14 protein-coding genes and 1 pseudogene are annotated in these 12,287 nt (G+C 69.6%); 8 read left to right on the forward strand and 7 right to left on the reverse strand.

The features are described from left to right. The first annotated feature begins 248 nt into the window (after positions 1-248). Together ACQEXA_RS36635 and ACQEXA_RS36640 are read left to right on the forward strand one after the other, a co-directional pair. On the forward strand, positions 249-1,730 hold the full coding sequence (locus ACQEXA_RS36635; protein ID WP_432927655.1) for a multicopper oxidase family protein: 1,482 nt from the start codon (positions 249-251) through the stop codon (positions 1,728-1,730). A 19-nt stretch (positions 1,731-1,749) separates the two neighbouring features. Then, the gene (locus tag ACQEXA_RS36640) at positions 1,750-1,890 is read left to right on the forward strand and encodes a hypothetical protein (protein WP_432927653.1); all 141 of its coding nucleotides are present in this window, start codon (positions 1,750-1,752) and stop codon (positions 1,888-1,890) included. On the opposite strand, the gene ACQEXA_RS36645 is transcribed toward ACQEXA_RS36640, so the two are convergent. After that, positions 1,877-2,035 carry a hypothetical protein gene (locus tag ACQEXA_RS36645; RefSeq protein WP_432927651.1) on the reverse strand — a complete coding sequence of 53 codons (159 nt, stop codon included), beginning with the start codon at positions 2,033-2,035 and terminating at the stop codon, positions 1,877-1,879. The genes ACQEXA_RS36640 and ACQEXA_RS36645 overlap by 14 nt on opposite strands. Between ACQEXA_RS36645 and ACQEXA_RS36650 the strand changes: the two genes are divergently transcribed. Continuing rightward, on the forward strand, positions 1,976-2,320 hold the full coding sequence (locus ACQEXA_RS36650; protein ID WP_432939139.1) for a hypothetical protein: 345 nt from the start codon (positions 1,976-1,978) through the stop codon (positions 2,318-2,320). The genes ACQEXA_RS36645 and ACQEXA_RS36650 overlap by 60 nt on opposite strands. Before the next feature lie 81 nt (positions 2,321-2,401). Then, positions 2,402-2,623 carry a S1 RNA-binding domain-containing protein gene (locus ACQEXA_RS36655; RefSeq protein WP_433134701.1) on the forward strand — a complete coding sequence of 74 codons (222 nt, stop codon included), beginning with the start codon at positions 2,402-2,404 and terminating at the stop codon, positions 2,621-2,623. Positions 2,624-2,745: 122 nt separating this feature from the next. Here the strand turns inward: ACQEXA_RS36655 and ACQEXA_RS36660 are convergent, their stop codons facing one another. The 6 genes from ACQEXA_RS36660 to ACQEXA_RS36685 form a co-directional block, all read right to left on the reverse strand. Next, positions 2,746-3,099: a hypothetical protein gene (locus tag ACQEXA_RS36660; protein WP_432927647.1), complete on the reverse strand. Its 354-nt coding sequence runs from the start codon at positions 3,097-3,099 to the stop codon at positions 2,746-2,748. A gap of 166 nt (positions 3,100-3,265) precedes the next feature. Continuing rightward, positions 3,266-3,706 carry an SRPBCC family protein gene (locus tag ACQEXA_RS36665; RefSeq protein ID WP_432927645.1) on the reverse strand — a complete coding sequence of 147 codons (441 nt, stop codon included), beginning with the start codon at positions 3,704-3,706 and terminating at the stop codon, positions 3,266-3,268. 83 nt (positions 3,707-3,789) lie between these two features. After that, positions 3,790-4,128, reverse strand: a complete 339-nt coding sequence (locus ACQEXA_RS36670) for an ArsR/SmtB family transcription factor (protein WP_433132203.1) — start codon at positions 4,126-4,128, stop codon at positions 3,790-3,792. Continuing rightward, a complete protein-coding gene (locus tag ACQEXA_RS36675; RefSeq protein ID WP_432927641.1) occupies positions 4,125-4,589 on the reverse strand; it encodes an SRPBCC family protein in 465 nt (154 codons plus the stop codon). The genes ACQEXA_RS36670 and ACQEXA_RS36675 overlap by 4 nt, the downstream gene beginning before the upstream one ends. Before the next feature lie 191 nt (positions 4,590-4,780). Beyond that, positions 4,781-5,476: a DUF899 domain-containing protein gene (locus tag ACQEXA_RS36680; protein ID WP_432927639.1), complete on the reverse strand. Its 696-nt coding sequence runs from the start codon at positions 5,474-5,476 to the stop codon at positions 4,781-4,783. 256 nt (positions 5,477-5,732) lie between these two features. Continuing rightward, complete coding sequence (locus ACQEXA_RS36685; protein ID WP_432927637.1) at positions 5,733-6,710, reverse strand: Lrp/AsnC family transcriptional regulator; 978 nt, start codon at positions 6,708-6,710, stop codon at positions 5,733-5,735. A 112-nt stretch (positions 6,711-6,822) separates the two neighbouring features. Here ACQEXA_RS36685 and ACQEXA_RS36690 point away from each other — a divergent pair, with 112 nt between their 5' ends. The 4 genes and pseudogenes from ACQEXA_RS36690 to ACQEXA_RS36705 all read left to right on the forward strand — a co-directional run bounded on the left by ACQEXA_RS36690 (position 6,823) and on the right by ACQEXA_RS36705 (position 12,222). Continuing rightward, a complete protein-coding gene (locus ACQEXA_RS36690) occupies positions 6,823-8,274 on the forward strand; it encodes a carboxylesterase/lipase family protein (RefSeq protein WP_433132205.1) in 1,452 nt (483 codons plus the stop codon). Between the two features lie 506 nt (positions 8,275-8,780). Further along, positions 8,781-8,933: pseudogene (locus ACQEXA_RS36695) on the forward strand (cytochrome P450); the annotation flags it as partial. Between the two features lie 55 nt (positions 8,934-8,988). Beyond that, on the forward strand, positions 8,989-9,666 hold the full coding sequence (locus ACQEXA_RS36700) for a GAP family protein (protein WP_433132207.1): 678 nt from the start codon (positions 8,989-8,991) through the stop codon (positions 9,664-9,666). 120 nt (positions 9,667-9,786) lie between these two features. Continuing rightward, positions 9,787-12,222 carry a SpoIIE family protein phosphatase gene (locus ACQEXA_RS36705; protein WP_432927632.1) on the forward strand — a complete coding sequence of 812 codons (2,436 nt, stop codon included), beginning with the start codon at positions 9,787-9,789 and terminating at the stop codon, positions 12,220-12,222. Positions 12,223-12,287 lie beyond the last annotated feature (65 nt).

The following is a 12,287-nucleotide window of genomic DNA, read 5'->3' on the forward strand; positions in this document are numbered from 1 at the left end:
ACGGTCGACGAGGACCTACGACGGTGGAGTGTGCTGCGATCGGTCCACGCGCACTCAGGGCGTCGGTGCCCTGTCGCTGCGAGCAGGTGTGCCAGTCGGTGCCGTCGCGTCCTCGGTGCATCCTGGCCGCTGCCGGGCTACATTTCTCTGCTGTACCAAATTGGCAGCACATGCCCGGATTTCCGCGCATGTGTAACCGACCCGTATCCGCCGGCACTGCCCCAGGGAGCGGGGAAGGGAGCAGAGTCGTGCCGATCTCTCGTCGCGATGCCCTCAAACTGGGCGGCGTGTCCCTGCTGGCCGGGGCGGGTGCCCCCGCACTCACCGCGTGCGACTCCTCGGGGCTGTCCGGCGCGGCCGCTCCCGCAGGGAAAGCGGACTACACGGTGCGGATCGCAAAAGGCCGCGTCGAACTCGCGCCGGACACGATCGTCTCCACCACGACGTACAACGGGCAGTTCCCCGGCCCGCTCCTGCGGTTCACGGAAGGCCGCCCGGTCGTGGTCGACGTCCACAACGACACCGGCATCCCCGAACTGCTGCACTGGCACGGTCAATTCGTCCCCGCCGCAGTGGACGGCGCGTCCGAGGAGGGCACCCCGTTCATCCCCGCGCACGGGATGCGGCGACTGTCCTTCACTCCTGGACCGGCCGGTTTCCGCTTCTACCACACCCATGTGGCAGCCTGGGGTGACCTGACCCGCAGCACGTACACCGGTCAGGCAGGCCCGGTGTACATCGAGCCGAAAACCAACCCCGGGGCCTACGACCAGGAAGTGTTCCTGACACTGAAGGAGTTCGAGCCCTCCCTCAGCCACGGCGGAGACATGGCCCAGAACTTCCTGGCCGGCTCCCCCCTGCCGGACCTGAAGAGCCAGGGCGACAAAGCGATGGCCGACTCACTGGCCCGGGGGATGCCGCACGGCTACGAAGTCGGCTACCGGGCGTTCAGTGTCAACGGCCGCAAACTCGGCCACGGCGAGCCGATCAAGGTCAAGTCCGGGCAGCGCGTGCTGTTCCACGTCCTCAATGCCAGTGCCACGGAAATCCGCAGCCTTGCCCTGCCCGGCCACACCTTCAAAGTGGTGGCGCTCGACGGCAATCCGGTACCCCGGCAGGCCGACGTGCCGGTGCTGTGGATCGGCACGGCCGAACGCGTCTCGGCCCTGGTGGAGATGAACCATCCGGGTGTCTGGGTGCTGGGAGACCTCTCCGACGATGACCGGGACGCCGGCATGGGCACCGTGGTGGAGTACGCCGGCCGCGGTGGATCCCCGCAGTGGATCGCACCACCCGCATTCACCTGGGACTACCGCACTTTCGCCCATTCCGGCGGCACCACACGGCAACCCGACCAGGCGATCGACCTGCTGGTGGAGAAACAGAACGCAGCGGACAAGGGATTCAACATCTGGACCCTCAACGGCGTTCCTTTCAACATGGAGACCAACGAGCCGGCGATGGATGTCGAGCGCGGCAAGCGATACCGGCTTCGGTTCCGCAACGCCACCGACGACATCCACCCCCTCCACCTGCACCGCCACACGTTCGAGGTCACCCATATCGCCGGAACCCCCACCCACGGCCTGCGCAAGGACGTCGTCATGCTCGGCGGCTACCAGAGCCTCGACTTCGACTTCACCGCCGACCAGCCAGGGCTGTCCCTGTTCCACTGCCACCAGCAGCTCCACATGGACTTCGGCTTCATGATTCTGCTGCGCTGCTCCTGACATCGTCTCCGGGGCCGCAATGCCCTTGCAGTCGGAGCCTCGCGCATTCCTCCTGGTGGAGGCCGAGAGCCTGCAGGACACGCAGGACAAGTTGGGACGGCTTCCCTACGCGGAGAACGGGCTGCTGACCTTCGAATACATCGAGATCAGCCGACTCTGAACCCTGCCGCTCGTGGCGTCCCGATCGGCTCTGCTGTGTCTCCATCGGTGAGGCCGTTCGTGTGCATGAAGATCAGGCAGCCCGGATCTATGGTGATCTCGAAGCTCCGGTACGGAACGGGAGCAGGGAAGAGCCCGAGTGGCACTCCTGGCGGGGCGGCTGTGGTCCGCGCTCAGCCGTCGTCAAGGCCCTGGTCGACGCGGAGCCGGGGACTCTGGCCTCGTTCTCCTTCCGGGTGGTACTCAGCTCCTTCTGGATCTTCGGCGCCTTCGAGACAGAAGAGGACCGCGAAGCGCGTGACCAAGGCAAGGTGCGTCAACAGATCGAGGCCCGTGGGGGCGAGCTGTTCAGCGCGCCACCCACGATCACCTCGGTGAACGTACTCGCGGCCAAGCTCCCCGGCGGGGTGGCTGAGAAGCGGACCGGATGACGAGCCGATCCGGGGGGAGCCCGGCTGTCCCTCCGGGCGACTCAGCCGGACCCCTTCTTGGTGTTCGCCGACGGCGTCGCGGTGGGCCGGACACTGCGTGGGCGAGTGACCAAGGTGGTCCCCTTCGGCTTCTTCGTCCAGGTCGCGGACGGGGTCGAGGGCCTTGTCCCGCTGCGCGACCTTGGTTCGGTGCCCGTGGCCGCTCTGGAGGACTTCGTACAGATCGGCGATAAGGTTTCCGTGACCGTCATGAGCGTCGATCGAGACCGACGCAGGCTGACCTTGTCCCAACGGCCGGCTTGAGGGGGACCGTGCCCGCAGACGGACAAGGCGACCCCGCGCTGCGCGATCGACTGGCGGTGACCGTCAGCGGGATGCGGCACCGCATGCTTGGCCATGGTCTTCAGCCCTGAACACGAACCGGGTCACGCGGGCCGGGACGGGAGCGTCCGGGCATCTTCAGCCTGCGCGGCTGCCTGTCGCAGTGCTTGCCGCAGCTCGCGGATCTCCGGGAGGCCGGACAGGGCACCGTCCGGGCCGCGATAGACCCGGCAGGTCAGTCCGGGAACCCGATCGGGCTCGCCGAATGGATCCCGCCCGTTGATCAAGAACGTCGGCGATCCCACGAACCTCAACTCGGCAGCCAGTTCCGGACTGCCGACCATCCGGGTGCCGACGTTGACGTCCGCGAGCCCGAGATCGGACAGAGCGCGAGTCAGCAGGTCGCGTGCCGCAGCTTCGTTGGCGCAGTCCGGTACCACCAGCAGCTGGACGTTCATGCCTCCACCCTCAGCCAAGCTCGGGAACGTGCGGCAACGGTTGCCGTAGTCCAAAACAAGCACATGCGACATCTTGGCACTGGCTCCTGCGAGAGCCAACTTGGCACCTCTGTCCTGCTGTGTTCGCGCTGCTTGTCGAGCCGTGCCCGGACATGACGGGCACGGTCTAGTGCCAGTTGCTGATCCTGACATCGTGCGGCGCGGGTTCGCCCTTGCCGGTTTCGACCAGCTTCTTGAGGCTCATCAGGAAGGTCGCCCACTTGGTGCTGCAGTGGTACATGAACTCCACCGGCTCCTTCCAGCCCTCGTGCCGGAACAACACGATGGTGAAGCCGTCCTCCTGCTTCAGCTCGAAGTGGATCCGCGTGCCGATCCACTCGTCGGGCCCGTCGACGACTTCCCAGAGCACGCGCTTGGCGGGCTGAGCCTCCAGGACCTTCATGTCGAACCCGCCCGGCACGAAGCGGAAGCGGAGTACTCCTCCGGCCTTGCCGTCGCCGTCCGTGTCCTCGGTCCACCAGCTCGCCAGCCCCTCGACCGTGGTCAAGGCCGCGTAGACGTCGTCAGGGGACGACGTGACTCCGATCCTGTGCAGGATGTCCACCATCTCGCTGCCTCTTTCTCGTGTAGGCGCCCGCATTCGGGCGCGGTTGACCAGCGCCGCCACGGACGTGCGGCGTTCGTGACGGGTCAGCTTTTTCGGCTGCGCTGGATTGCCTCGGCGATCCGCTTGATGCGCTGCAGCCGGGCGTCCCAGGTGGCCCCGACCGCCGACAGTTGCGCGACCGCGCGGGCAAGCTGAGCCTCGTCCACGTCGTAGCGGCGCTCGCGCCCGGACGGCGTGACGTGGACCAGTCCGACCCGGTCGAGGACGCCGAGGTGTTTGGCGACTGCCTGCCGCGTGACCGGAAGCTGCTCGCTCAGCGTGGTCGCCGTTCCGCCGCCGTCGGTCAACAACAGGTCGAGCATCCGCCGACGTGTCGGGTCCCCCACCGCCGACCAGAGCTCGTCGTCGATGGTGACGCTCATCGCGCCGCCACCAGCCGGGCGACGTAGGCGACCAGGCGGGGCAGGAAGTGGTCCCAGCCGGTGACGTGCTGGCGGTACTCCTCTTCGAGCACAGCCGCCTCCCAGCCCTTCTCCCGGAACCCCGTCTCGGTGAAGCGCAGCAGTGTGCCCGCACCGGACGGGACCAACTCGAAGGTCACCAGGAGGGAGTTGGCCGCTGTCGCGGCCTCACCCTCGTCGTACACCCACCGGAAGGAGAACCGCCGGGGCGGGTCGGCCTCCAAGACCGTGAGTGGTACGACATTCGCCCCCGGCGCAGTCCTGTCGCCGAACGTGATGGCCCCGGTGGCGCCGGGCACCGGCTCGAGCTCGGCTTCGTCCGGCCACCATTCCCTCAGGTGTTCGGGCCTGCTGATGACCTCGTAGACCACCTCGGGCGTGGCTTCGATGTGGATCTCCCGCTCGATGCTGCCGTACTCCACCGGATTTCCCCTCTCGCAACCTTTGGTTGCGTATCACGGTAGAGCGTTTCCCGGCCATGCACAACCATTGGTTGCTATTAAGGGTGTGGGCAGCGACGTTCTGGGCGGACTGCTCCATGCCGACCCGGACCCGCACCAGCGCGGCACCCACGTGCCGGGCGTCAGCGACGCCGGGCACGTGGGTGCCCGGTTCAGCTGCCGTCGGCGCCCGGGCCGTAGGCCGCGGCGATGTCCTTGGACGTCGCCCACCGGCTGTAGGTGGGCGACTGAGGCCAGCCCTCGGGCGAGTCCTGCCATTCCTCCTGCCGTCCGTACGGCAGGAGGTCGATCAGCGCGAAGGAGTGACTGAGCTGCTCGGTACCCCGGCCGTTGGTGTGCCAGGTGCGGTAGACGGTGTCGCCGTCGCGCAGGAACACGTTGACCGCGAATCCTCCGTCGGGCGGTGCGCCGACGTCGGCCCCGAACGAGCTGTTCGCCGTCGAGTACCACGGCATCCGGTTGCCGACCCGCTGCTTGTAGGCGAGTGCCTCTTTGATCGGGCCCTGGGTGACGATGACGAATCGCGCATCGTAGTTGTCCAGGAACTCCAGGCGGGTGTACTGCGAGGTGAACCCCGTGCAGCCCGGGCACTGCCATTCCTTGCCGGCGAACCACATGTGGTTGTAGACGATCAGTTGCCTCTTGCCTTCGAAGACGTCCGCCAGCCGGACCGGCCCGTCCTCGCCCTCGAGGGTGTAGTCGGGCATCTCGACCATCGGCAGGCGGCGGCGCTCGGCGGCGATGGCGTCGAGCTCCCGCGTCGCGGCCTTCTCCCGGGCCCGCAGTGCCTCGAGCCGGTGCTCCCAGGTTGCGGCGTCGACGACGGGGGGTAGTGCGTGGGTGGTCATGGTCCCCTCACAGAGCTCGCAGCTTTGGCTTGTGCAGAGGTAGACCCCGGCGGGCTCCGGAACTCATCGGGCCGCCGGCCCTTGGCGGCGCGGCCGTCGTTGTGGACGTAGTACCGCTCGTTGCGGCCCGGGGCGTTCGGCTCTCCTGCGAGCGCTCGCTCACCCACTGCCGATCAGGAAACTCGATCAGGAGGCTCGTTCTCGTCATACGGGCGGCGGCCTCGCCTGCGCATGCACCCCGCCGGACGCGGTCGGCTCAGAGGCTGCCCGGACGGACCAGACCGGTCCGCTTGACCCCGGTCAGGATGGGGGTGACCTCAAGGCTGGAGATGTGCTTGAGGGCGCCGACGGTCTCGCTCAGGAAGAGGTAGAGCGCGTCGAGGTCGGCTGCCGCCACCGCCACGAGGAGATTGGCCGGACCGGTGGTGGCCGAGGTGAAGCGGACCTGTGGGTGGCGGCTGAGCACGCGGCCCGTCTCCTCCAGACCGCCGGGTGCGACGGTGATCCACAGGAGTGCCTCGGCGCGCATGCCCAGCCGGGCCAGATCGACTTCGGTCGCGAGTCTGAGGACCTGGCCGCCCACCAGTGCCTCCAGGCGGCGGCGGGCGGTGAGGGCGGTGGTGTCGGCGCGGCGCGCGAGGTCGGTGTAGGAGGCCCGCCCGTCCTCGATCAGCGCGGCGATCAGCTGGTCGTCGACGGGCAGCAGGGCGGAGCGGGTGGGCGCCGCAGGCGTGCCGGGGCGCAGACCGGTCAGCTCGGCTTCCGACAGCAGGCCGCCGCTCCAGTCGAAGGCGGCCGGGAAGACCCGCAGGAGGACATGAGAGGTCCACGACTGGACCGCGGGGGTGGCGGGGAGGTCGCGCAGCAGCAGCGTGTTGCGCGCCTCCGGCCCGGCCAGGAACAGGATGGTGCAGATTTCGTCCCCGCCGCCGAGGACGTCCACCCAGATGGTGTCGGGGCGGCGGGCCAGGGTGGCGGCGACGGTGCCGATCCGGTTGGGCCGGCACCGGATGCGCAGTGCGAGCGGAATCAGATCGGGGAAGCACGCGGGGTTGCGCACGGCTGTGGCACGCAGCGTTCCGTCGTGGAACAGCGGCGCCGTACGCCGCACCACGGTGCGCTCCGAGATGCCCAGGACGCGGCCGACCGTGCGCCAGGAGGCCCGCGGGGCAGCCAGCAGCGCGGCCGTGATCCGGCGGTCCGTTTCCTCCAGCTGGTGGCGCGCTTTCTTCATATAGCAAGATCCTATGTCGCTTGTTTGTGTCTCAGGGGGTTCTTTCTGGCTCGGATTCCCTCGCCCGGATAGAAACGGACTCAGAGCAGCCGCGACGAGAAAGGTGAGCACGATGACGGGTGTCGAGGGCCGGACCGTGGGCACGGACCGGGGCAAGGTCAGGGGGGTCGCGGAAGGCGAGGCGATCTCCTTCCGGGGAATCCCCTATGCCGCGTCGCCGGTCGGTGAGCTGCGTTTCGCGCCGCCGCGGCCGCACCCGGGATGGTCGGGGGTGAAGGAGGCGGTGCAGGCCGGGCCGGCCGTACCGCAGGCGGCCTCACGGCTGGAGCGGGTGATGGGGCGCCGCGTGCCGGACTGGGACGAGGACGGCTGCCTGACCGTCAACGTCTTCAGTCCGCTGCGGGCGCTCGAGGGCGGGGCGCCCCGACCTGTCCTGGTCTGGTGGCACGGGGGCGGCTTCTCCAGCGGCTCCGGTGGATGGGACTGGTACGACGGGAGCCGTCTGGCCGCACTGGGCGACATCGTGGTGGTGACCGCGAACTACCGGGTGGGACCGCTGGGTTATCTGTATCTGCCGGAGATCGGTGCCGCCAACCTCGGCTCCCAGGACCAGGCCGCCGTGCTGCGCTGGGTGCAGGACAACATCGCCTCGTTCGGCGGCGACCCGCGCAGCGTGACGGTCGGCGGGCAGTCGGCCGGGGCGTACTCGGCCCTGTCGCTGGCGCTCGATCCGCGGACAACGGGACTCGTCACCCGGGTGCTGCTGGAAAGCAGCCCCTTCGGAGTGCGGCCGCAGGACCCGCAGACCGCGGCCGAGAACGCCGAGACGTACCTGCGGCTGCTCGGTGTGCCGGGCGGCGCGGACGCCGCAAAGGCACTGCGTGCACTGCCCGTTGAGCAACTGCTGTCCGCCTACGGCCGGCTCGCGGCACAACTCGTGCGTCCGGGCGATGTCGCCCCGCCGATGTATCCGGTGCTCGGTGGCCCTGGTGCTCCCCTCGCCTGGCAGCGAGCGGTCGCGGACGGCGCACTGGAGGGCAAGCCTCTGCTGATCGGCACCGCCCAGGACGAGATGACGGCCTTCTTCGCCCTCGACCCGGACATCCAGAACCTCACCCCCGCCGGTGCGCTGGACATCCTGACCGGTCAGATCGGCGCGCAGGCCCAGGAGGTCTACCAGCGGCAGGCGGCCCGGCTTCCGCAGGCGACGCCGGCGCAGATCTTCACCGCGGTGGAGACCGGCGAGGTGTTCCGCAACGGCGCGCTGGAGCTCGCCGACCACCATGCGGCCGGCGGCAACGCGACCTACGTCTACCAGTTCGACTACCGGCCGGTCGAGGACGAGCTCTCCCTGGGCGCCACCCACTGCGGCGAACTGCCCTTCCTCTTCAACACCTTCGACGCCTACCAGGACAGTCCGATGCTGGGCAGGCCAGGAGACGCCCAGCGTGCCCTGAGACGCACCCTCGCGAGCGCGGTCGCCGAGTTCGGGAGGACCGGATCGGTGGACGACTGGCCGCCGTACGCGCCCGAAACGGCCGCTCGTATCCGGCACTTCGCCTGAGCGGGGCCGGGGACCGGACGGCACTTGGGCGGATGGTCGAGCCCTTTCCCCGATGTGATCGGGCGGAGGGGCTCGACACCGACGTACGGGGGTCCGTGCCGCGCTCGCCGCCGACCTCCGCGACAGCGCCCACATCGTCCCGGGCTTCGACCATGTCCTGGACCGGCACCGGCTGCTCAGCGTCGTCGAAGTGGCCTCCCGGGCCCGCACCGCCCGGACACTCGCCGCCGCACGATCCGGGAATCCCTGACGGGAACGCGAGGCCCGTGGGCTGTCCCGGTGCCGGGCTCACTCTGTCGGCTTGGTGGACGTGCGCCCGTGGACGGGCTCGCACACGCTGGGGCGCAGGGGACAGCTCGCGTCCGGGCTGCCTGCCGGCGTGGAACGACGGCAGCGCGCGTGATCACCTCGCGAAGGAGCTGAAGGCTCATGGGGCTTGTCGTCGATCTCAACCGGTGTCAGGGATACGCGCAGTGCGCGTTCCTCGCACACTGCTTCGGCGAACCCTCGCCCGGCTGGAAGCCCAGCTCGCCCTGACCGAGCTTGCCCGCCGGCTTGACAGTCCGCGCCTGGTCGAGGACCCGCCTTGCTACCGCCGCAACGCAGTTCTGCGAGGTCCGCGCCATCTGCCGATGGCCGTCAGTCGAATCAAGAACTGAGCCGGACCCCGGCTGTCCGGCCTGCCCGACCTCTTCTACCCGCGAGGAGCCCACCTTGGGACACGCCGTAGGCGAGGTGCTGGGCCTGGCGGCCGGTGTCGCGGTCAGCCCGCTTCCCATCGTGGCGATCATCCTCCTCCTGGCCACTGGGCGCGGCCGCCTCAACGGCGCCCTGTTCGCCGTGGGCTGGCTCCTGGGTCTGGCACTCCTCGGCGCGATCATGCTCGCGGTGGGCGGCCCGGGCGGCGCGTCCACGAACAAGCACCCGGCCACCTGGGTCGGCGCTCTGAAGCTCGCCCTGGGCGTGCTGCTCGTCCTCTTCGCCGTCCGGCAGTGGCGCCGACGGCCCACCGACCCCGCGCAGGCCCGGCTGTCGAAGTGGATGGCCGCGATCGACCGCTTCACCCCGCGCAAGGTCTTCGGGCTGGGGCTGCTGCTGTCGGCGGCCAACGCCAAGAACGCACCCCTGACCCTTGCCGCGGGCGCCTCGATCAGCTCGGCCGGAATCCCGGTGCCGGAGCAGATCGGGGCACTCGCCGTCTTCGTCGTCATCGCCTCGCTCGGGGTTTTGGCACCGCTGGCCGTCTTCCTGTTCATGGGGGAGCGGGCCGAGCGAATCCTTGGCTCCTGGCGGGACTGGGCAGCACAGCACAACGCAGCCCTGATGGCCGTCCTCTTCTTCGTCCTCGGACTCAAGCTGCTGGGCGACGGCATCGGCATCCTCGCCTCCTGAGCGCGGACGTGTGGGCACCGCCGAGCACTCCTGCCGAACCGCTGGGCCGAAAGGACCGGGAGAGTCGCGGACGGAGACCGGGGGGAGGAAGATCGGAGTCACGGAGGCAAGGTGGTGGCTATGGGGACGCCGTCGATGCTGTTCAGCGAGGGTCCGGAGGATCCGTTCGCCCTCGGGCACAGTGCCTCGGCCGTGCTCGACGAGCACGGCACCGTGGTCGGCTGGAGCGCACGTGCCCAGGAGTTGCTGGGTTACAAGGCCACGGAAGTGATCGGACGGGCGTGGCGGGACCTGCTGATCGACGCCCGTGACCTGCCTGCCGCGCGGGCCGCCGCCGCGGACGCCATGAGCACGGGGAGCTGGTTCGGGTCTCTGCCCGTCCGGCACCGTGACGGACGGCGTGTGGAGCTCGGTTTCCGGGCCCGTGCGATCAGCCGGGACGGGGACTGCCGGGAGTGGTTTCTGGTCGGTGCCCCGGTGGCGGAGATCATCGCCTGGCAGCGGGACCGTGCTCTGCTGGACGGCCTGTACCACCGTTCCCCGATCGGTCTGGTCATTCACAGTCCGGAGAGGACGGTGCTCCGGGTCAACCGCGCCGTCGAAAAGGCGAGCGGCGTCCCCGCCGAGGCGCCGGTGGGACACCGTCCCCGCGAATTCCTCGTCGACGAGGACGCGGGTCCGGCCGAGGAGCGGGTACGGCACGTGCTGGAGACCGGCGAGCCGTTGATCTTCACGGAGCAGTCCGCCCGGACCCGGCTGGATCCGGGCCGGGAACGGATCGTGTCCGTCTCGGCGTTCCGGATGGAGGACGCCACGGGCCGGGTCCTCGGTGTGGCCGAGACGATCGAGGACGTGACCGAGCGCCATCGGGCCCGGCGCAGGCTCACTCTGCTGAACGAGGCGAGCGCCCGGATCGGAACCTCGCTCGATGTGGCCCAGACCGCCCGTGAGCTGGCCGAGGTGGCCGCTCAAGGCCTGGCCGACTACTGCTCGGTGGACCTTCTGAAGCCGGTGACACTCGGCGACGAACCACCCCCCGGTGTGGCGGTCCCGCTGGTCCGGGTGGCCCTCTCGCCCCCGGATCGCCGGGTCCCGTACCAGGAGGGCGAGGCGGTCCCGCTCCTTCCGGAATCCCCGCAGGCGCGGTGCCTGGCCGAGCAGCGCCCGATTCTCGAACGGCTGCTGTCCCTCCGCCCCGAGTGGCAAGCCATGGACCAGCGGCGGGTCGAGATCGCCATGGGTCTCGGCGTCCATTCGCTGATCGTGGTGCCCCTGGTGGCGCGCGGCCTGGTCCTGGGCATCGTGGGTCTGTGGCGAGCGCGCCATTCGGAGCCTTTCGAGGACGACGACGCCGCGGTGGCCCAGGAGTTCTCCTCGCGTGCGGCCGTCTGCATCGACAACGCGCGCCGCTTCACCCAGCAGCAGAGCGCCGCCCTGACACTTCAGCGCAGTCTGCTGCCGAGTGCGGTCTCCGACCTCCCTGCCGTCGAGGTGGCCTGTCGATATCTCCCGGCGAGCGGCGAGCCGGGTATCGGTGGTGACTGGTTCGACGTGATCCCGTTGTCGGGGGCCCGGGTCGCTCTCGTTGTGGGGGACGTGGTCGGCCACGGGATCCACGCCGCGGCCTCGATGGGCCGTCTGCGGGCCGCCGTGCGCACGCTGGCCAGCCTCGACCTGGAACCCGACGAGCTCGTGGCCCGGCTGGACGATCTGGTCAGTCTGGTGGCCACCGAACTGGAGGCCAACGCCGACGGCCAGGGGTCGGTGGTGGAGCAGGTGGTCGGGGCCACCTGTCTCTACGCGGTCTACGACCCGGTCTCCCGTCGCTGCTCGATGGCGCGCGCCGGCCACCCGGCACCGATGGCGTCCACCCCGGACGGCCAGGTGACCGTGCTCGACCTGCCCGCAGGGCCGCCGCTCGGCCTCGGGGGACTGCCGTTCGAAACGTGCGACATCGACCTTCCCGAGGGCAGTCTGCTCACGCTCTACACCAACGGCCTCCTGGAGGCGCGCAACGGCGACGTCGACGCCGCGCTGGCGAATCTGCACGCATGTCTCAGCGTCGCCGCCGATCCTCTGGACCGCACCTGCCACGCCGTGGTCGAAGCGCTGCTGCCCACGGACCACCTGCCCAGCGACGACATCGCCCTGCTCATCGCCCGTACCCGGGTGCTGCCGCCGCAGAATGTCGCCTCGTGGCAGCTGCCCCTGGAGGCGACCGCCGCTGCCCGCGCCAGGGAGCTGACGACGGAGCAACTGACCGAATGGGGACTGACGGACCTGGCCTTCACCACCGAGCTGGTGGCCAGCGAGCTGGTCACCAACGCCTACCGGTACGCGGCCGGCCCCATCACCCTGCGCCTCATCCGTACGCAGTGCCTGATCTGCGAGGTGTCCGACACCAGCCACACGTCCCCTCACCTCCGGCGGGCCCTCAGCACGGACGAGGGCGGACGCGGGCTCTTCCTGGTCGCGCAGCTCACGGAGCGATGGGGCACCCGCTACACCCACGACGGCAAGACCGTGTGGACGGAGCAGCCTCTGCCGCCCGTATGACGCGCGGCCCTCTCTGCCTTTTTTCGGGCCATTGACCGAAACCTGATCCGGGCTTTACTGCGGCT

Origin of the sequence: Streptomyces sp. CA-106110 (assembly GCF_050936285.1) — a bacterium.
Taxonomy (GTDB): Bacteria; Actinomycetota; Actinomycetes; order Streptomycetales; family Streptomycetaceae; genus Streptomyces.